A 19,480-nucleotide genomic window follows, 5' to 3' on the forward strand; every position below is an offset into this window, starting at 1 on the left:
GGGGCCGTTCCGCCCCGTCAGGCCGACTTGCGGTCGGCCTCCTGCGGATCGACGGTCTGCACGTCGATCGGCTTGTCGGTGACCTGGGGTGCCGACTGCTGCGCCTTATCGGCGTCCGCCTTCGTGCCCTCGGTCTTCATCTCGTCCATCTCGCTCTTGAAGATGCGCATCGAGCGGCCGAGGCCACGCGCGGCATCCGGCAGCTTCTTGCCGCCGAACATGATGAGGAGGACGACGGCGATGATGACCCACGCCCAGGGATGTGCCCAGAAGTTCACGATCTCTCCTTGCTCGCGCGCAATTCTCTTCTTCCAGCGTACCGGACACCGCGCGGTGCTCCCGCCGTACGGCCGCGCGCCGCGGGTGTCCAGTTCATGAATAGTTCGCCAGGCCCGCGGCGGCGCGTTCCGCCACCGCTGTGGCCAGCGATGCGGGTTCGCGCACCGTCAGCTCGCCGCCGAAGCTCAACACGAAGCGCACCATCCACGACTCGGTCGCGTACGGCATCGTCGCGGTGACCGCGCCGTCCGGACCGTCGCCCACCACGCTGAACGGGTAGTACTCCAGCGCCCAGGCCGCCCCGGGGGCCACATCGACGGTCGCGATGGTCAGGTCGTCGGCCGCGGCTCCGTCGAACAATCCGGACGCGGGCTCGACGTGCTCGGGGACTCGGGAGGGCTCGTCGAGCACGCGTGCCTCGTCGATCCGGTCCAGCCGGAACATGCGCAGCCCCTCGCTGCGGCGGCACCAGGCCTGCAGGTAGGTGTGCCCGTCGAAGGTGTCCACGGCGATCGGGTCCACATCGCGTTCGGTGGTGGTGTCCCGGGTGGCCGAGTAGTACCGCAGGTGCAGCGCACGGCCGTCGCGCAGCGCGGAGTGCACCGCGGCGGCGATCTCGGTGTCGCGGTCGTTCTCGGTGCGGGCGCCGTTGATCGAGGCCACCGTGTCGCGACCCGCACCCGCCACCGCGGCCTCGAGCTTGGCGATCGCGCGCAGCACCGCCGCCGGATCGGCCACGCCGGGCGAATCCGCCAGCCCGCGCAGGGCCAGCAGCAGCGACGCGGCCTCGGCGCCGGTCAGCTTGAGCGGGCGGTCGATCCGGGCGCTGAACCCGATGTCGACACCGGATTCGTCGTAGTCGATCTCGATGAGGTCGCCCGGGTACATGCCGGGTAGCCCGCACATCGTCAGGCCGGTGAGGTCCTTGCGGAGCTGCGCCACCGTGACCCCGAGATCGGCCGCGGCGCGGTCGAGATCGGCGTCGGGATGCGTGCGGAAGTACGGGATCACGTTGAGCCAGCGCGCCAGTCGCTGCATCTGCCGGCTCGGTTGCTTCGGCTGATTCATCGGGCGGCTCCCGCGAGGGCCGTGAGGCGGCCGGTCACCGCATCGCGGAGGCCGTCGGGCTCGAAGACCACCGCATCGGGCCCGAGTCCGGTGACCTCGCGGGCCAGCGCGTCCACCGACCGCACCTCCACGGTGAGCTCGGTGCCCGGGCGGCCCCGGAAGTCGGCATCGGCCTGGGTCGATGCGAGGCGGCGCAGGCCGTCGCCGCGGCCGCGGGCCACCCACAGTCGCGCGGTGCCCACCGGATCGCGCTCGGCGACGGTGGCCACCACGTGGGCATGCAGGTCGAAATCCTCGGGCGGCCGGACGGTGGCGGGACGGTCGAGCACTGCTCCCCCGCGCACCCGGGACAGCTTGAACGTGCGGACGGCGCCGCGGTCCACATCGTGGCCCACCGCGTAGGCGTTGCCGCGGAAGGTGACCACGCCCCACGGGTGCAGGGTGCGGTCGAGGAAGGGCTGCGTCGGGTTGGCGCGGTGGGCGAAGGAGACGAGGCGGCGGCGATCGATGCCCTCGAGCATCGCGATGAGCGCGGCCTCGGCCCCGCGGTCCGGAGCCAGGGCCGGGCCGACGCCCGCGCCGGGACCGTCCACATCGAGGCCACCGGCCCGGAGCTTCTGCACCGCGGACTGCGCCGCCGACGACATCTCGGGCGACTGCCACATGGCCGCGGCCACGGCCACGGCGGTGGCTTCCTCGGGGTCGAGGTCGACATCGCCGAGCGCGTAGTCGTCGAAGGCGATGCGGTAGCCCTGCGTGGAGTTGATCCGCGAGATCGGCGCCACCTCGATCGGCACGCCCAACTCACGCAGATCCGCCTTATCGCGCTCGAACATCCGCTCGAAGGCATCGTCGTCGGAGTCGCGGTCGTAGCCCGCCACGTTGGCACGGATGTAGTCCCGATCCACCGGGAACCGCGTGGACAGCAGGCAGATCACCAGGTTCGTCAAGCGCTCGATACGCGAAGTCGCCACGTGTCGATCTTACGTTCTAGGAGTCCGAATCGCTCACATCGACGCGATCAGCCTTTCCACCCGCTCGTCGACGTTGCGGAAGGGGTCCTTGCACAGCACGGTGCGCTGCGCCTGGTCGTTGAGCTTGAGGTGTACCCAGTCGACAGTGAAGTCGCGGTTCGCGGCCTGGGCGGCGGTGATGAAATCGCCGCGCAGCTTGGCCCGGGTGGTCTGCGGAGGCGTGTTGACCGCGGCGTCCACCTCCGCATCGGTGGTGATCCGGGCGGCCAGCCCGCGCCGCTGCAGCAGGTCGAAGACGCCGCGGCCGCGCTTGATGTCGTGGTACGCCAGATCGAGCTGCGCGATCTTCGGATCCGACAGGTCCATCGAGTACTTGTCCTGGTACCGCTGGAAGAGCTTGCGCTTGATCACCCAGTCGATCTCGGTGTCGACGCCGCTGAAGTCCTGCGACTCGACGGCGTCGAGGGTGCGCCCCCACAGGTCGACGACGCGGTTCAGCTGCTCGTCGGGCTCACGGGTGGTCAGGTACTCGACGGCCTTGGAGTAGTACTCGCGCTGGATGTCCAGCGCGCCCGCCTGGCGACCGCCCGCCAAGCGCACCTCGTGCCGGCCGGTGGTGTCGTGGCTGACCTCGCGGATCGCCCGGATCGGATTGTCCAGCGAGAAGTCGCGGAACTGCACGCCCGCCTCGATCATCTCCAGCACGAGGGTGGCGGTGCCCACCTTGAGCATGGTGGTGGTCTCGGACATGTTGGAATCGCCCACGATCACGTGCAGGCGGCGGTACTTCTCGGCGTCGGCATGCGGCTCGTCGCGGGTGTTGATGATCGGTCGGCTGCGGGTGGTGGCGCTGGAGACGCCCTCCCAGATGTGTTCGGCGCGCTGGCTGAGGCAGTAGGTGGCCGTCTTCGGGGTGAGCAGCACCTTGCCGGCGCCACAGATCAGCTGCCGGGTCACCAGGAAGGGCAGCAGCACGTCGGCGATGCGGGAGAACTCGCCCACGCGGCCGACGAGGAAGTTCTCGTGGCAGCCGTAGGAGTTGCCGGCGGAATCGGTGTTGTTCTTGAACAGGTAGATATCGCCGCCGATGCCCTCGTCCTGCAGCCGCTGCTCGGCGTCGAGCAGCAGGTCCTCCAGGACCCGCTCGCCCGCCTTGTCGTGCGTGACCAGCTGGAGCACGGAGTCGCACTCCGCAGTGGCGTACTCGGGGTGGCTGCCCACGTCGAGGTAGAGGCGCGAGCCGTTCTGCAGGAAGACGTTCGAGCTGCGGCCCCAGGAGACCACCCGCCGGAACAGGTACCGGGCGATCTCGTCGGGGCTCAGCCGACGGTGCCCGTGGAAGGTGCACGTGACACCGAACTCGGTCTCGATTCCCATGATTCGCCGCTGCACTTCTCGAACATACCCCGCCCGAGAGGGGCGCCGTCGTCGGCTCGTCGCTACGGGGCTCGACGACCCATCGGCGATCGCGATGCGCGCACGTCAGCCGTGCGAATCCGCTCAACTCCGAATCCCGTCGAGGCGGTCGCGAACCGCGGGCCTCGTGTCGGATTCGCGGATCGCTCTCAGTACTGCGTCCCGTTCCGGGGAGGGGCCGTCAGTAGGGCGTGGCGCGTTAGTCGCTCGCCTCCGCAGAGGAACTCAGCAGCTCGGCGACCCGCTCGTCCGTCAGGCGCTTGAAGGCGCGACGAGGACGGTTCCGGTCGAGCACCGCTACCTCCAGCTCGCCCGCCGCGAAGGTCTTCGGTTCAGTGGGGGCCGACGTGGAGGAGTTTCCGTTCGACGGTGCCGCGGCTCCGAGCGCCCTCGCAGCGAGCGCCAGTGCCGCGCCGAGTTCCAGGTCGTTCTCGTAGCCCTCGGTGAGCACCGGGCTGATCGCCTCGGTCTGTCCGCCCATCACGATGAAGGCCTTCTCGTCGCCGATCGAGCCGTCGTAGCCCACGCGGTACAGCCTCGCGGACGACGGGCCCGACGAATCGGGACCCGCGACCTCGGCCACGCACAGCTCGACCTCGAAGGGCTTGGCCTGCTCGGTGAACCCGGTTCCCAGCGTGGACGCGTAGGCGTTCGCCAGCGACCACCCGGTCACATCGCGGCGCGAGTACTGGTAGCCGCGGGTATCGGCGAACTGGATGCCCGCACGGCGCAGCGACTCGAACTCGTTGTACTTGCCCACGGCGGCGAAACCGATGCGGTCGTAGATCTCACTGATCTTGTTGAGCGAGCTCGGATTGTCGGCCACGAACAGCACACCGTCGGCGTACTTGATGACCACCACGCTGCGGCCGCGGGCGATGCCCTTGCGCGCCAGCTCCGAGCGATCACGCATGATCTGCTCGGCGGAGGCGTAGTACGGGAACGTCACTGGGCTCCTCCCCCGGGGTTCGTCGCGGAGCGCCGGGCGATCACGCGCTCGGTCGCCGCCGACACGGCCTCCTCGGACACCTCGACCGCACCGTCGGCGGTGATGGTGATCGCCGTGGGGTACAGATTGCGCAGCACGTCCGGGCCGCCCGTCGCCGTATCGTCGTCCGCGGCGTCGAACAGGGCCTCGGCCGCGACGTCGAGCGCACCGTCGGCGTCGAGGCCGGGCCGGAACCGCTTCTTGATGGACGACTTCGCCCACGCGGAGCCCGAACCGATGGCGTGATAGTCGATCTCGTCGTGCCAGTCACCCGTCACGTCGTAGGACACGATCCGTCCGCGGGTCTCGTCGTAGCCGACCAGCAGGGGCACCGCGACGAGACCCTGCAGCGCGGCACCGAAGTTGCTGCGCACCATGCCGCCGAGGCGATTGGCCTTGCCCTCGAACGTGAGTGGCACGCCCTCGATCTTCTCGTAGTGCTCCAGCTCCACCGTGAACAGCTTGACGATCTGCTTGGCGATGCCGGCCGTCCCCGCGATGCCGACGGCTGTCAGATCATCGGTGACGAAGGTCTTGACGATGTCGCGCTGCGCGATCAGATTGCCCATCGTGGCGCGGCGGTCACCCGCGAGCAGGACGCCACCGTCGAACTTGAGCGCGACGATCGTGGTGCCGTGCGGAACGTCGCGCGCACCGTCGGGCCCGGCGAGGCGACCCGGAAGCGCCTCCGGGGCCACGGCCGCCAGGTGCTCGACGAACGACGATCCGCCCGACAGGGGCGTCACTGGCCGCCCTTCTGCACGTAGGCGCGCACGAAGTCCTCGGCGTTCTCCTCGAGCACGTCGTCGATCTCGTCGAGCAGATCGTCGGTCTCGTCGGTCAGCTTCTCGATCCGCTCCTGGCCGGCACCCGACGGTGCACCCGTGGCGTCGTCCTCATCGCCGCCGCCACCACGCTTGACCTGTTCCTGAGCCATCTCGCTGCCTCCTTAGCGACCATCCGGGCTGCTCGGCCCGATGGTCCAACCCTACCGGCCCCGGTCTCGACCGCGCCGGTACACGCCGCCGATCGGTACGCTGAGAACCGTGGATCCGTACATGCCTCCGGGGTTGCCGGAACCGGTGCTCGTGACCATCGGGGACATCCATTGCACCCGCACCGAGGTGATCACGCCCGCCGGCACCTTCCCGATCGAGGGCACGCAGTGGGTGGTGGCCGATCAGACCATGACCACGCGCGTCACCCCGACATGGGCCGTGATCGTCGCCGTCGTCGTCGCGCTGGGTACCTGCCTGCTCGGGTTGTTCTTCCTGCTGGTCAAGGAGGATCAGACGCAGGGCTTCGTGCAGGTCACCGCGTTCGGGCCCGAGGGGCGTTCGTACACCACCGCGATCCCCGTGCAGTCCTTCGCGGCGGTCCAGGACACCTTCAATCGCGTCGACTACGCCCGCGGGCTCAGCGCCGGCTACTGAAGGTCCGGATCCCGCGCGGAGGCCCACTCAGAACCCGATGAACCCCGGGTCTCCCGTGGAGACCCGGGCGGTCGGCGAACACCGGCGGATCCGGCGGCGGATCCGCCACGGTCCAGGGCGAAAGCCGAGCGGGTAGTCGACCGACAGCCGGGGGAACTCCCCCGACCGAGTACGCAAGTGCCACTCGTGGTGATAAGTGAATCCACGGGCCGAGCGGGGCGCGTAGACGACTTCGGCGACATCCCGCCACGCCACGAATCGCGGCGCCATCGCCGCCGCAGGCGTGATGTGCATTCCGTCCGCGGTGAGTCGTAGCGGCGTCCGGCGACGCGCACGAAGGGCTCTCCTCAGCAGAACAGTCGTCCCCCAGACGAGGGCGACCGTCCCGACGCAGATCAGATAGGCGACTGGATCACCGCGCACTACTGCGTGGTAGAGCGAATATCCGGCCAGAAGCGCCAGGAGCAGAGCGCATGTCGCCACCACTGTGAATCCGACGCCGAACCGCATCCGGACACGCATCTCCGGCAGGTCCCGTCGAGCCGGGCCGGTGTTTAACATCAAGAATAGTCTATCCGATGCTGCGTGGCAGTCGAGCGGCAAGGGGCGCCGTCATCGGTCAGCGCCCTCCAGAGTACGGCGGTCGGGGGGCACGCAGGATCGCGGCGATGATCTGCGAGTCGAGTTCCGGCGCCGGGTGTGCGCCGTGGCCGCGACCGGCAAGCGCGAGGGCCCACCAGCCGCGTACCCGGCCGAGGGCGTAGCGCAGCACAAGGACGCGCCAGCCCGCCGACCGGTTCCCTGTTCGCCTTGTCCGAGGGCCCGGACGATCGGTGGACTCACGGAATCGCAGACTCCGCTGCTCCACCGATCGTTTGGTCAGGCTTCGCTCGCGCGAATCCCGTCGAGCCACTCGGACCGTCCCTGTACGTACGGGTCCAGTGGCACCACTTCAAGGTGCTGCACAAGCGATTCCTGAATTCCGAAGCCAGAGGCAATGACCGAGTACCGCTCGCCGCCGATCTCCACGTCCGGCACGGTGATCCGCCATTCCCAGGGACCGATTTTGGCCTCAGTGGACGCGTTGTGGCGCCAGCCCTGGGCGGAGGTCTCTCCGATCGAGATCGTTTCGCGGGCGTCATCCACGGCGGACTTGCTGTTGATCTGAATCAGCAGGCGCGGAACTCGGGCTACTGAAGACCAGTCCAGCTCGGAAGGACTGTCAACGAGGACTGCAAGTGTGGTCAATGACGCCGCGCTGTCTGTTGCCTGCTGACGCTGTCCTTGAGGTCCATCCGCTGTGCGGGTCATGGCCTGAACGCGTCCTTCGAGGAGTATGCGTTTCGAGATCTTCGGCAGCCCGCTCGGTTCAAGCGAGAAGGGGATTGCCCCCGTTCGACTTAAGTACGGATCCGGCTCGGGCGAGCCGCTGGTTGCAATCTGCATGCCCGCCACCCGGCTCAGGCGGGGCGCAGCCGGACCACCGGGATCGGGCGGCTGGTCTTGCGCTGGTACGCGGCGTAGCGGCCGCCGTTGTTGGAATCCGCCAGATCCCACAGCCGCTGGTAGTCGTCGTCGCCCGGCAGGAGCGCCGTCACGGTGGCCGGGAAGGAATCGGTGCCCACCTGAACGTTCACGGTGCCCGCCTTGACGATGTTGTGGTACCAGGCGGGATTGCGCGGGGCGCCGCCCATTGAGGCGACCACGATGTAGTCCTCACCGTCCTTGACGTAGGTGAGCACGGTGGTCCGCGGCTCCCCCGTCTTCGCGCCGACGGTCCGGATGATCAGGCTGGGTACCCCGAAGAGCAGCTTGTGGCCGATCCGGCCGCCCGAGCGCACGTACAGCTCACCGTGCGCCTCCAGAACCTTCGGGAAAGCCGTGGCGTACACCTTCGACAGTTCGCGCGTGATGTCCATGATCAGCCCTTCAGGGAGTCGACGAGTTCGCGGGCCGTGGCGGCGCCGTCGAGCAAGGCGCCCACGTGGTCCTTGGTGCCGCGCAACGGTTCCAGAGTGGGGATGCGGACCAACGAGTCGGCACCCACGTCGAAGATCACCGAATCCCAGCTGGCGGCCGCGACCTCGGTGCCGAAGCGGCGCATGCACTCACCGCGGAAGTAGGCGCGCGTGCTCTCCGGCGGCGTGGTGACGGCGGCCATGACCTGCTCCTCGTTCACCAGGCGTTTCATCGAGCCGCGCGCCACGAGCCGGTTGTACAGGCCCTTGTCGAGCCGCACGTCCGAGTACTGCAGATCCACCAGCGCGAGCTTCGACGCGGCCCAGCCGAGCCCCTCGCGCTGCCGGATGCCTTCCAGCAGCCGCAGTTTCGCGGGCCAATCCAGGGTGTCGGCGAGCAGCATCGGATCGTCTTCCAATGTGTCGAGCACCCGGACCCACGTCGCGTGCACGTCGAGCGCACGCGCGTCCTCGGAGCCCTCCAGGAACTTCCCGACCCGCTCGGCGTAGATCCGCTGGATCTGCAGCGCCGTGAGCTGCCGGCCGTCCGCCAGTTCGAGCGGGGCCTTGAGGGACAGATCCCGCGATACCTGGTGCACCGCGGTCACCGGGGCGGCCAGCTGCAGATCGGAGAGGTCCACACCGGCCTCGATCAGGTCCAGCACCAGCGACGACGTCCCCACCTTGAGGTAGGTGGAGGTCTCGGCGAGGTTCGCATCGCCGATGATCACGTGCAGGCGGCGGTACTTGTCCGGATCGGCGTGCGGCTCATCGCGGGTGTTGATGATGCCCCGCTTGAGTGTGGTCTCCAGGCCCACCTCGACCTCGATGTAGTCGGCGCGCTGCGACAACTGGAAGCCGGGCTCGTCGCCGTTGGCCCCGATGCCGACGCGGCCGCTGCCGGTGAAGATCTGCCGGGTCACGAAGAAGGGCGTCAGACCGGTGACGATCGCCGCGAACGGCGTGTCGCGGCGCATGAGGTAGTTCTCGTGCGTGCCGTACGAGGCGCCCTTGCCGTCGATGTTGTTCTTGTACAACTGCAATGCGGGCGCACCCGGCACCGTCGAGGCGTACCGCGCGGCCGCCTCCATCACCCGCTCCCCGGCCTTGTCCCAGATCACGGCATCGAGCGGATCGGTCACCTCGGGCGCCGAGTACTCGGGATGCGCATGGTCCACGTAGAGCCGGGCGCCGTTGGTGAGGATCATGTTCGCGGCGCCGATCTCATCGGCGTCGATGATCGGCGCCGGACCGGCGTTGCGCCCCAGATCGAAACCGCGCGCATCCCGCAGCGGTGACTCCAGGTCGTAATCCCAGCGGGTGCGCTTGGCCCGAGGCACGGCCGCGGCCGCCGCGTACGCGAGCACCGCCTGGGTGGAGGTGAGGATCGGGTTCGCTCCGGGATCCTTCGGAGCGGAGATGCCGTACTCGACCTCGGTACCGATGATGCGTTGCATACGGCCCAGCCTATCGGTGTGCGGTCAGTTCGACTTCCGCGAGATCCGGAACCACGTGACCGCCCAGAACACGGCCCCCATCACCACGAGCGCGCCGATCGCCAGCGCCCAGTTCTCGGGGTACGGATCCCACAGCGGATCGGCCGTGGTCACCTTCTGCACAGCGGGATTCGCCGGATCCGGGATCGAGGTGACCTTCTGCAGATCGATCGACGAGGCGCTCGCCGCGAAACCCCACCGCGAGGGGAACAGCCAGGACACCTGCTCCAGCCCGGTGCGACCGTGCAGGCCGAACAGGCCTCCACTCATCACCAGCTGCACCATGATCACCACCACCAGCAGCGGCATCACCTGCTCGCTCGACTTCGCGAACGCCGAGATCAACAGGCCCACCAGGGTGGACACACAGGCCAGCACCACGATGTCGAGCACCAGCTCGACCGAGGCGTTCTTGAACACCGCACCCTGCGTGCTCGGATGCTCGACGCCCGCCAGCACGATGCCCATCATGATGGCCGCCTGGATCGCGGCGGCGACGAAGTACACCAGCGTCTTCGCCGAGAGGTACGCCCCCGGGCTGAGCCCGACGGCGCGTTCGCGCTGGTAGATCGGTCGCTCACTCACCAGATCGCGGGAGGTGAGCGCCGCGCCCATGAAGCAGGCGCCCACCACCAACAGCACCAGGATCATCGCCGGACCGCCCGTGGTCTCCCCCGGCGCCAAGCCCGCGAGTCCGCGTTCGGCGGGCACGAGCAGGGTGATGCCGCCGAGCGCGATCGGCATCAGCAGGAGGAACACCAGGTAGCCGCGGTCGGCCAGGATCAGCCGGATCTGTCTCCGCGCCACCACCGACAGCTGTTTGCGGGTGGAGGTCTTCGGCGCCTTCGTCGGAGTGGGTGGCGCACCCGTCGGCGCGGGCGGGGGCGGCGCCGGATGCGCCGACCGGTACCGCTGCCACGCGACATCGGGCTGCTTGGCGACGAAATCGAAGATCTCGGCCCAGTCGCTGGTACCCATCGCCGCCTGGACGCCCTTCGGCGAACCGCAGTACGCGGTCTTGCCGCCGGGAGCCAGCAGCAACACCTGATCGCACATGTCGATGTGCGTGAGCGAGTGCGTCACCACGATCACCACGCGGCCGGCGTCGGCGAGGCGCCGCAGGGTCTGCATCACCTGCCGGTCGAGTGCGGGGTCGAGGCCCGAAGTCGGCTCGTCGAGGATCAGCAGCGACGGGCCCGTGAGCAGCTCCATCGCCACCGAGGCGCGCTTGCGCTGGCCACCGGACAGGCGATCGACGCGCGTCTTCTTGTGCTCGGTGAGCTGCAGCTCGGCCAGCACACCGTCGATCACCTGCTCGCGGTCGGCCTTCGACATATCGGGCGGCAGCCGCAGTTCCGCGGCGTAGCCGAGGGCCTGCTGCAGCGTGAGCTGGCGATGCAGCACATCGTCCTGCGGCACCATGCCGATGCGGGAGCGCATCGCGTCGTAATCGCGGTGCACATCGCGGCCCTCGAACTCGACCCGCCCGGCGGTCGGCGTCACCGCACCCGAGACCACCCGGGACACCGTCGACTTGCCGGCGCCCGAGGGGCCGATCACCGCGGTGAGCGTGCCCGGGGCGGCACGGAAATCGACGCCGTTGAGCAGCGTCTTGTTGCCCTCGACGGTGAGCGTGATGCCCTGCACCGCAAGGCCGGCGCCCGCGAACTCCTGGGGGCGCGGCCGGGTGAGCCTGCCGTTGTCGACCACGAGGTCGGAGTTGCCCACCGTGACCACGTCGCCGTCGCGCAGCGAGGTGGGGCCGGTGATCCGGCGGCCGTTGACCTGGGTACCGTTCGCCGAATGCAGGTCCTCGATGACCAGCCCCTGCGCGCCGGTGAGCAGTCGCGCGTGGCGCCGCGAGACCAACATGTCGGGGATCACGAGATCGTTGTCCGGGGTGCGGCCGATCGACAGCTCACCGCCGCCGGCGCGCGGCGCGGGGATCGGGGCCGCTTGGAACAGTCCGGTGTTCCCGGCCATCGCGCGCAGATGCGGCGCGAGCTCGGAGGCCGCCGAGACCGGCCGTGACTGCGGCGCCGGGGCCGGTTGCGACGGGGCGGGGCGGCTCGGCGGTGCGGGCTGCTGCGGCCGGGGCGGCAGCGGCTTCGGAGCCGACGGCGGGCGCTGCGCCGAGGGCATCCCCTGCGGCGCCCCGGTCGCGGGCTGCGACGGGTTCGACACCGGCGGCGTGGACCGCACGGGGTTGCTGCGCGGCGGCTGCGGCACCGGCGGATTCGACGGGCCCGACACCGGCTGCGGCGACGGACCGGATGCCACCGGCGGGCGTCCGTTCGCCGCGACGGCCACCGCGGCACCGGTGCGCGGATCGCCGAACATCAGCGACTGCGCGCCGTTCAACGCCACCGTCGGGCGGCGGACACCCGCGACGAACACACCGTTGGTGCTGCGATCCGTCAGCACCCAGCCCGTGGGCGTCATCGTGGCCACCGCGTGGGTGCGCGAGACCAGCGGGTGGTTGATCGTCACATCCGATTCCAGGGTGCGGCCGAAGGTCACCGTCTTGCCCGGCGCGAAGGTCAACGTCCGGCCGTCGACGGTGACGGTCAGAACGCCCGTATCAGTACTCATCACGCATCACTATAAAGACGCCCGTCTTGTCCGGCGCTTACGTGACGCTTGTTGCGCTTACAAGTACTGACCCGTGCTGCTCTCCGTGTCGATCGCGCGCGAGGCGCTGGCGTTCTTCCCGGTGACCAGCGTGCGGATGTACACGATCCGCTCGCCCTTCTTGCCGGAGATCCGCGCCCAATCGTCCGGGTTGGTGGTGTTGGGCAGATCCTCGTTCTCGGCGAACTCGTCGACGATCGATTCCAGCAGGTGGGAGATCCGCAGGCCGGGCTGTCCGGTCTCCAGGAAGCCCTTGATCGCGTGCTTCTTGGCCCGGTCCACCACGTTCTGGATCATCGCGCCGGAGTTGAAGTCCTTGAAGTACATGACCTCCTTGTCGCCGTTGGCGTAGGTCACCTCCAGGAACCGGTTGTCGTCGGTCTCGGCGTACATCCGCTCCACGACCCGCTCGATCATCGCCCGCACGCACGCCTCGCGATCGCCGCCGAATTCGGCGAGATCCTCCTCGTGGATCGGCAGTTCCGGCGTGAGGTACTTGGAGAAGATGTCGATCGCGCCCTCGGCGTCGGGACGCTCGATCTTGATCTTCACGTCCAGGCGGCCGGGCCGCAGGATCGCGGGATCGATCATGTCCTCGCGGTTGGACGCGCCGATCACGATCACGTTCTCCAGGCCTTCGACGCCGTCGATCTCGCTGAGCAGCTGCGGGACCACGGTGGTCTCGACATCGGAGCTGACGCCCGAGCCGCGGGTGCGGAAAATCGAGTCCATCTCGTCGAAGAAGACGATGACGGGCGTGCCCTCGGAGGCCTTCTCGCGGGCCCGCTGGAAGATCAGGCGGATATGCCGCTCGGTCTCGCCGACGAACTTGTTGAGCAGCTCGGGGCCCTTGATGTTGAGGAAGTAGGACTTCACCTCGCGCGAGTCCTCGCCGCGGATCTCGGCGATCTTCTTGGCCAGCGAGTTCGCGACGGCCTTCGCGATCAGCGTCTTGCCGTTGCCGGGAGGCCCGTACAGCAGCACGCCCTTGGGCGGACGCAGTGAGTACTCCTTGAACAGGTCCTTGTGCAGGAAGGGCAGCTCCACCGCATCGCGGATCAGTTCGATCTGCCGGCCCAGGCCACCGATGTCGGAGTAGTCCACATCAGGCACCTCCTCCAGCACCAGGTCTTCGACCTCGGCCTTCGGAATGCGCTCGAAGGCGTAGCCCGCCTTCGTGTCCACGAGCAGCGAATCGCCCACGCGCAGCTTGCGCTTCGGGACACCGAACTCGTCGTCGCCCTGCTGATCGCCGGTCTGCAGCGCCAGTGGCGCGGACAGGCGGACCACGCGCTCCTCGTCGGCGTGGCCGACGACCAGGGCGCGCGTACCGTCGTCGAGGATCTCGCGGAGCGTGCAGATCTCGCCCACGGCTTCGAAATCGCATGCCTCGACCACGGTGAGCGCCTCGTTGAGGCGCACGGTCTGGCCGATCTCGAACGAGGCCACGTCGAGGTTCGGTGAACAGGTGAGCCGCATCTTGCGGCCCGAGGTGAAGACATCGACGGTGTCGTCCTCGAAGGTGCCCAGGAGCACTCCGTAGCCCGACGGGGGCTGGCCGAGGCGTTCCACCTCCTCACGGAGCGTGAGCAACTGGGTCCGCGCATCGCGCAGCGTGTCGAGCAGCTTCGCGTTCCGGGTGGTCAGCGCGTCCACGCGTTCGCGGAGCGCGGCCTCGGAGCCGGCGGACGGGGAGGACGACGCCGGGGTCGTCGGACGAGTCGAATCGGATTCGGTCACGAATGCTCCCTTCGAGCGGGGTATATCTACGCTACCCCTTGTTGGATCGCCGCTGCGGACGCGGCGCGACCGTGCCGTCGGCCAACCGCCGGCAGGTGATGAGGAACGCGGTGTGGCCCTGCATCCGGTGCGACGGACGCACCGCGAGTCCCACCACGTGCCACTCCCTGACCAGGGCCTCCCAGGACCGCGGCTCGGTCCACAGGGCCTGCTCGCGAAGCGCCTCCACGACCTTCGACAACTGTGTGACGGTGGCCACGTACACGGTGAGGACGCCGCCGGGCACGAGCGCCTTACCCACCGCGTCCAGCACGTCCCACGGCGCCAGCATGTCGAGCACCACGCGGTCGACCTGCGGGCCGTCGTACTCCGCGAGATCCCCCAACTGCAGATTCCAGTTGTCGGGGCGGCCGCCGAAGAACTCCTCGACGTTCTTCGCGGCGTACTCCGCGTGATCCTCGCGGACCTCCCAGGAGGTCACGGAGCCCTCGGGGCCCACGGCGCGCAGCAGCGAGCAGGTCAGCGCACCCGATCCGGCGCCGGCCTCGAGCACCCGTGCGCCGGGGAAGATATCGCCCTCGGCCACGATCTGCGCCGCGTCCTTGGGGTAGATGACCTGCGCGCCGCGCGGCATCGACAGCACGTAGTCGGTGAGCAGGGGCCGCAGCGCCAGGTACGGCGTGCCGTTCACGGCCTTGACCACGCTGCCCTCGGGGGCGCCGATCAGCTCGTCGTGCCGGATGCCGCCCTTGTGGGTGTGGAACTCCTTGCCCGCTTCGAGGTGCACGGTGAACTTCCGCCCCTTGGCGTCCGTCAGCTGTACGCGATCGCCCACCTGGAAGGGGCCACTGTTTGCCATGGTCGACGATTCTCCCAGTACCTCGGCGCGCGAGCGCGGGGCGGTCCGCCGATGCTCGCTCCGGCGCTATTCGAGGACGATGAGGACGGTCTGATCATCCGCCGCCGCATCCGTGTAGAAGTCCCTGATCGCTGCGTAGGCGAAGACCAGGTAGTCGATCCCGTCCGTGGTGGTCCAGTCGGCGACGGGGCCGATCCCGTGCGCCGCTCGCACGGTCTGCGCGGTGATGACCTCGTCGGTCGGCCGTGTGGCGAGCACGCCTGCGATCGTGCGGACCTCGTCGGGCGGCACCAGGACGACGGGGCCGTAGCCGATCTCGGTATTCGGCACGGGGGCACCCGCATAGACCACGGGCACCGGTAACCGTTGTGCGGTGAGCACGGCGTGGAGCGCCTCGTGCGCTTGGTCGATGTCGATGACGCGGCCTTGCTCATCCCAGGCCTGCCGGGCCTCGTCGAACGCATCGAGGTCGAAATCGGTGGCGCGAAGGGCTGCGACCTCGGTGGGGGCGACGCGGAAATAGGCGGCGACGACGGACATACCGCCGACTCTAGCGCGAAACGGACACCCCGGCGGCGGGCGGAATCCGGTATATCGGTAGGACTGATACGTGGCTGACGACGCTTTCTTCCATCCCGCCGGCACGGCCGAGGCGCAGGGGCACGAGTACGAGGTCTTCGACCCCACGCCGGCGACGGCCAGCGTGTGGGCCGACACGATGCAGCACGGCGCGCCGCCGGCGGCCCTGATGGTGCGCTCGATGGAAAAGCTCGTCGGCGCCGGTGCGCGGGTGTCCCGGGTGACCATCGATCTGCTGGGCGTCGTCCCCATCACGCGGTCCCGGGTGCGGGCGTGGACCGTCCGTCCGGGGCGGACGATCTCGCTGCTCGCCGCCGAGATGGACTGCGTGGACGCGAACGGCGAGTACCGCACCGTCGCCCGCGCCCAGGCGTGGGTGCTCGCCGCATCGGACACCGCCGCGATCGCCCGGGACCGCTCCCCCGCGCTGCCGCCCGCGGGTGCCGAGCAGGGGGTGATGCCGGGATTCTTCTCGCACCTGCAGGACCAGGGCTTCCTGGCCGCGTGCGACTGGCGGTTCGTCGATCATCCCGACGGTCCGGACGGGCCGAAGCAGTGCTGGATCCGGGCGCGGATGCCGCTGGTCGCCGGTGAAGCCCCGTCGCCCCTGGTGCAGGTCTTCTCCGTGGTCGACGCCGCGAACGGGGTCTCCGCCTACCTCGATCCCACCGCCGTCACCTGGATGAACATGGACATGACGGTGCACCTGCACCGTTCGCCGCAGCCGGTGGACGGCTGGGTCGGCATCCTCGGTGACCAGCTGGTCGGAGGCGAGGGCATCGGCACCACGGTCTCGCGCCTGTACGACGGTGCCGGGGCCTTCGCCGTCGGCGCGCAGACCCTCCTCGTGGCCGCGCGCTGACTCATCGCCGCGCGCCGGCCGCGTTGGATCAGAAGCGGCAGCTCCGGATGTCGGTCATCAGAATCGCCTTCGCGCCGAGCTCCGCGAGATCGTCCATCACGTCGTTGGCGTTCGTGCGGAGCACCATGGCACGCACCGCGACCCAGTTGTCGTCGGCCATCGGCGCCACCGTCGGGGACTCCAGGCCGGGCGTCACGGCGATCGCACCGTCGAGCAGGGTGCGCGGGCAGTCGTAGTCCAGCATCACGTACTGCCGGCCGAAGACGACGCCCTTGAGCCGGGCGGTGAGCTGATCACGGCCGCGGGCGGTCACATCGGTCCGGGCGCGGTCCGAATCGGCGCCCCCGACCCGCTCGATGAGCACGCCCTCGGAGTCGCACAGGGACTCGCCGAAGGCCACCAGATTGTTCTGCCGCAGCGAGCGACCCGACTCGACGACGTCGGCGATCAGATCGGCCACACCCAACTGGATCGAGATCTCCACCGCACCGTCGAGCCGGATCACGTCGGCGTTGATCCCGCGCTGCGCGAGATCGCGCCGCACCAGGTTCGGGTACGAGGTGGCGACCCGCTTACCGTCGAGGTCGTCGACCGACCACGGCGTTCCCGCGGGGCCGGCGTAGCGGAAGGTGGAGCGGCCGAATCCGAGCGCCAGCCGCTCGGTGAACTCCGCGCCCGAGTCCAGCGCGAGATCGCGGCCGGTGATGCCCATGTCGAGCTCACCGGAGCCCACGTAGAGCGCGATGTCCTTCGGGCGGAGGAAGAAGAACTCCACCTCGTTGGCGTTGTCGATGACCGTGAGGTCCTTGGCATCCGAGCGGCGGCGGTAACCCGCTTCGCTGAGGATGGCGGCGGCGGCCTCGGAGAGCGCGCCCTTGTTCGGTACGGCGACCCGCAACATGGTTCGAGGTTCCTTCGGGAGAGTCAGAGGTAGGAGTAGACGTCGTCGAGCGTGAGGCCGCGCTTGATCAGCAGCACCTGCAGCCAGTACAGGAGCTGCGAGGCCTCCTCGGCGAGTTCCGCATCGCCCTGATGCTCGGCCGCGATCCACACCTCGCCGGCCTCCTCGAGCACCTTCTTGCCCAGGAAATGGATGCCGTTGTCCAGCGCTTCGACGGTCCCGCTCCCGGCGGGCCGCGTCCGGGCCTTCTCGGCCAACTCCGCGAACAGCGTCTCCATGGTCTTCACGGTGATCGATTCTCCCACGCCCACAGGACCGCAGGTGGGCGGGGCCCTAGAGTGGTCACCGTGAACGGTGCGACGACGGACGACGGGGCACCGTCGACCGCGCAGGACGCTCCGGGCTCCCCGCAGAAGCCGCCGAAGGGCGCCGCCCAGTACCGCTACGCACGGGCGCTGATCCGGGCGCGACTGCGCGTGGTCCGCGCGACCCGTGATCCCGACCGCTTCCTCCGCGAGAACTTCGACGAATTCGCGCAGCGGCATCCGTTGCTGGCCTGGGCGTGGGGCCTGCTGCATCTCGACTTCGCCGGCCTGTTCGTGGGTGGCCTGTTCCTCATGAGCAGTTTCACTGTCTCACTCGTTCCCCGGTCCTGGTTCTTCCAGGGCATCGTGGCCGGGATCAACGCGGTGATCGGCTACGGCATCGGCGTCTTCCTCAAGTGGGTGATCGTGGACCTGCTGGTGCGCACCCACCCCATCCGCGACGATCCGAGGCGCGCCCGGTTCGTGCCGCTGTGGCGGGCGCTCATCGTGCTGGGGGTTCTGGTGGGCGGGCTGTGGATGCTGGTGGTGTCGAAACGCTGGCAGGACGATGTGCGCGCGCTCATGGGCATGCCACCCGGCTCGAATCTCTGGTACCTGTTGACACCCATCGTCGCCTTCCTCGTGGCGGCACTGCTGATCTCGCTGTTCCGTGTGCTCCGGGACCTGGGGCTGTACCTGGCCCGACGGGCGAACCGGTATCTGCGCATTCCGCAGCCGGCAGCGCAGGTGCTCGGCTTCGCGGTGGTAGTGATCCTGGTGGTGATCGCCGTCAACGACGTGGGTGTGCGCGGCTTCACGGCGGGCGCGAACCGGCTCGCGTCGGCGTCGAACGACGAACAGGCCGCGGGCTTCCCCCGGCCCACGGCCCCGGAGCGTTCCGGATCGCCGGAGTCCTTCGCCGAGTGGGACGGCCTGGGCAAGGAGGGACGCAAGTTCGTCGCGGGCGGGCTGGGTGCAGCCGACCTGGCGCGGTTCACCACCGCGCCCGTGGTCGAGCCGATCCGGGTGTACGTGGGCCTGGAGAACGCGAAGAGCCCCGACGAGCGGATCGCCCTGCTGCACCGGGAACTGGCCCGCACCCGCGCGCTGGACCGCAAGTACGTGGTGGTCATCCCCACCACGGGATCGGGATGGGTGAATCCGACCGCCGCGCGCGCCGTGGAGCTGATGTACGGCGGCGACGTGGCGCTCGTGGCGATGCAGTACTCGTACCTCCCCAGTTGGATCTCCTTCCTCACCGACGGCGAGGCCTCGTTGCAATCCGGAAAGCGTTTGGTGGACGCGGTTCTCGGGGATGTGCGCGCCCGGCCCGAACCGGCACGCCCCAAGGTGCTGGTGCTGGGCGAGAGCCTGGGGACCCGTGCCGGTGAGGGCGCCTTCGACTCGCTCGTCGACATCCGGGACAAGGTGGACGGTGTGGTGTGGCTCGGGCCGCCCCGCGCCAATCCGATCCATTCGGCGGTCACGCAGCGGCGCGACCTCGGCACCCCGGAGGTCTTGCCCGCCTACACCGACGGGCTGATCGTGCGGTTCACCGACGGCGTGGTGCCGCTGTCGGACAACGGGGGCAGCGAGTGGCTGGCCCCGCACATCGTGTACGTGCAGCACCCGTCCGACCCCGTGGTGTGGTGGTCGACGGATCTGCTGTTCCGGCAGCCGGATTGGCTGCGCGAACCCGCCGGGCGGGACCGCAGTTCGGCGATGGCCTGGTACCCCTTCGTCACCTTCTGGCAGGTCTCCGCCGATCTCGCCAACGCCGCCGGGGTCCCCGACGGCCACGGGCACAACTACGGCACCGCCGTCGTGGACGCCTTCGCGGCTGTGCTCCCACCGCCGGGGTGGACGCCGGCCGATACCGAGCGGGTGCGGATGGCCGTCATGGCCAGCGCCGCGGTCGACGGTGCCGAGAAGTGAGGCGTACCGCCTTCGGCGCGTGATGCTGGACACCTTCCGGCGTTGCCGCCGTGCGT

At 69.2% G+C, this 19,480-nt stretch carries 19 protein-coding genes; 3 read left to right on the forward strand and 16 right to left on the reverse strand.

Annotation, left to right across the window (positions count from 1 at the left end; translation table 11 throughout):
- Window positions 1-17: 17 nt before the first annotated feature.
- The 7 genes from tatA to TTY48_RS16915 all read right to left on the reverse strand — a co-directional run bounded on the left by tatA (window position 18) and on the right by TTY48_RS16915 (window position 5,662).
- Window positions 18-278 (reverse strand): Sec-independent protein translocase subunit TatA, encoded by a 261-nt coding sequence (tatA, locus tag TTY48_RS16885; RefSeq protein ID WP_255585794.1) that lies wholly within the window; start codon window positions 276-278, stop codon window positions 18-20.
- A 94-nt stretch (window positions 279-372) separates the two neighbouring features.
- Entirely contained in the window at window positions 373-1,347 is a 975-nt protein-coding gene (locus tag TTY48_RS16890) for a YafY family protein (RefSeq protein WP_255585795.1), read from the reverse strand.
- Window positions 1,344-2,321: a YafY family protein gene (locus TTY48_RS16895; RefSeq protein ID WP_220658814.1), complete on the reverse strand. Its 978-nt coding sequence runs from the start codon at window positions 2,319-2,321 to the stop codon at window positions 1,344-1,346. The genes TTY48_RS16890 and TTY48_RS16895 overlap by 4 nt, the downstream gene beginning before the upstream one ends.
- Before the next feature lie 33 nt (window positions 2,322-2,354).
- Complete coding sequence (gene pafA / locus TTY48_RS16900) at window positions 2,355-3,713, reverse strand: Pup--protein ligase (RefSeq protein ID WP_220658815.1); 1,359 nt, start codon at window positions 3,711-3,713, stop codon at window positions 2,355-2,357.
- 223 nt (window positions 3,714-3,936) lie between these two features.
- On the reverse strand, window positions 3,937-4,686 hold the full coding sequence (prcA, locus tag TTY48_RS16905) for a proteasome subunit alpha (RefSeq protein ID WP_220658816.1): 750 nt from the start codon (window positions 4,684-4,686) through the stop codon (window positions 3,937-3,939).
- Entirely contained in the window at window positions 4,683-5,471 is a 789-nt protein-coding gene (prcB, locus tag TTY48_RS16910) for a proteasome subunit beta (protein ID WP_220658817.1), read from the reverse strand. Before prcB ends, prcA begins: the two co-directional genes overlap by 4 nt.
- Window positions 5,468-5,662 (reverse strand): ubiquitin-like protein Pup, encoded by a 195-nt coding sequence (locus tag TTY48_RS16915; protein ID WP_220658818.1) that lies wholly within the window; start codon window positions 5,660-5,662, stop codon window positions 5,468-5,470. The genes prcB and TTY48_RS16915 overlap by 4 nt, the downstream gene beginning before the upstream one ends.
- A gap of 109 nt (window positions 5,663-5,771) precedes the next feature.
- On the opposite strand from TTY48_RS16915, the gene TTY48_RS16920 reads away from it, so the two are divergent.
- On the forward strand, window positions 5,772-6,158 hold the full coding sequence (locus TTY48_RS16920; protein ID WP_220658819.1) for a hypothetical protein: 387 nt from the start codon (window positions 5,772-5,774) through the stop codon (window positions 6,156-6,158).
- Between the two features lie 879 nt (window positions 6,159-7,037).
- Here TTY48_RS16920 and TTY48_RS16925 read toward each other — a convergent pair.
- The 7 genes from TTY48_RS16925 to TTY48_RS16955 form a co-directional block, all read right to left on the reverse strand.
- Window positions 7,038-7,613: a hypothetical protein gene (locus TTY48_RS16925; RefSeq protein ID WP_220658820.1), complete on the reverse strand. Its 576-nt coding sequence runs from the start codon at window positions 7,611-7,613 to the stop codon at window positions 7,038-7,040.
- Window positions 7,614-7,618: 5 nt separating this feature from the next.
- Window positions 7,619-8,077, reverse strand: coding sequence for a nitroreductase family deazaflavin-dependent oxidoreductase (locus TTY48_RS16930; RefSeq protein ID WP_255585796.1), 459 nt, complete (start codon window positions 8,075-8,077; stop codon window positions 7,619-7,621).
- A 2-nt stretch (window positions 8,078-8,079) separates the two neighbouring features.
- The gene (gene dop, locus TTY48_RS16935; RefSeq protein WP_220658821.1) at window positions 8,080-9,573 is read right to left on the reverse strand and encodes a depupylase/deamidase Dop; all 1,494 of its coding nucleotides are present in this window, start codon (window positions 9,571-9,573) and stop codon (window positions 8,080-8,082) included.
- Between the two features lie 24 nt (window positions 9,574-9,597).
- Window positions 9,598-12,204 (reverse strand): ATP-binding cassette domain-containing protein, encoded by a 2,607-nt coding sequence (locus tag TTY48_RS16940; RefSeq protein ID WP_220658822.1) that lies wholly within the window; start codon window positions 12,202-12,204, stop codon window positions 9,598-9,600.
- Window positions 12,205-12,261: 57 nt separating this feature from the next.
- Window positions 12,262-13,983, reverse strand: a complete 1,722-nt coding sequence (arc, locus tag TTY48_RS16945) for a proteasome ATPase (RefSeq protein ID WP_220658823.1) — start codon at window positions 13,981-13,983, stop codon at window positions 12,262-12,264.
- A 31-nt stretch (window positions 13,984-14,014) separates the two neighbouring features.
- Window positions 14,015-14,842, reverse strand: a complete 828-nt coding sequence (locus TTY48_RS16950; RefSeq protein WP_220658824.1) for a tRNA (adenine-N1)-methyltransferase — start codon at window positions 14,840-14,842, stop codon at window positions 14,015-14,017.
- A gap of 66 nt (window positions 14,843-14,908) precedes the next feature.
- Window positions 14,909-15,382 (reverse strand): DUF1877 family protein, encoded by a 474-nt coding sequence (locus TTY48_RS16955; protein ID WP_220658825.1) that lies wholly within the window; start codon window positions 15,380-15,382, stop codon window positions 14,909-14,911.
- 70 nt (window positions 15,383-15,452) lie between these two features.
- Between TTY48_RS16955 and TTY48_RS16960 the strand changes: the two genes are divergently transcribed.
- The gene (locus TTY48_RS16960; protein WP_220658826.1) at window positions 15,453-16,283 is read left to right on the forward strand and encodes a thioesterase family protein; all 831 of its coding nucleotides are present in this window, start codon (window positions 15,453-15,455) and stop codon (window positions 16,281-16,283) included.
- A 28-nt stretch (window positions 16,284-16,311) separates the two neighbouring features.
- Here the strand turns inward: TTY48_RS16960 and hisG are convergent, their stop codons facing one another.
- Window positions 16,312-17,184: an ATP phosphoribosyltransferase gene (hisG, locus tag TTY48_RS16965; protein WP_220658827.1), complete on the reverse strand. Its 873-nt coding sequence runs from the start codon at window positions 17,182-17,184 to the stop codon at window positions 16,312-16,314.
- 23 nt (window positions 17,185-17,207) lie between these two features.
- The gene (locus TTY48_RS16970; RefSeq protein ID WP_220658828.1) at window positions 17,208-17,489 is read right to left on the reverse strand and encodes a phosphoribosyl-ATP diphosphatase; all 282 of its coding nucleotides are present in this window, start codon (window positions 17,487-17,489) and stop codon (window positions 17,208-17,210) included.
- 150 nt (window positions 17,490-17,639) lie between these two features.
- Between TTY48_RS16970 and TTY48_RS16975 the strand changes: the two genes are divergently transcribed.
- A complete protein-coding gene (locus tag TTY48_RS16975; RefSeq protein WP_374758741.1) occupies window positions 17,640-19,424 on the forward strand; it encodes an alpha/beta hydrolase in 1,785 nt (594 codons plus the stop codon).
- Window positions 19,425-19,480 lie beyond the last annotated feature (56 nt).

The organism is Tsukamurella sp. TY48, assembly GCF_019656655.1.
Lineage (GTDB): Bacteria > Actinomycetota > Actinomycetes > Mycobacteriales > Mycobacteriaceae > Tsukamurella > Tsukamurella strandjordii.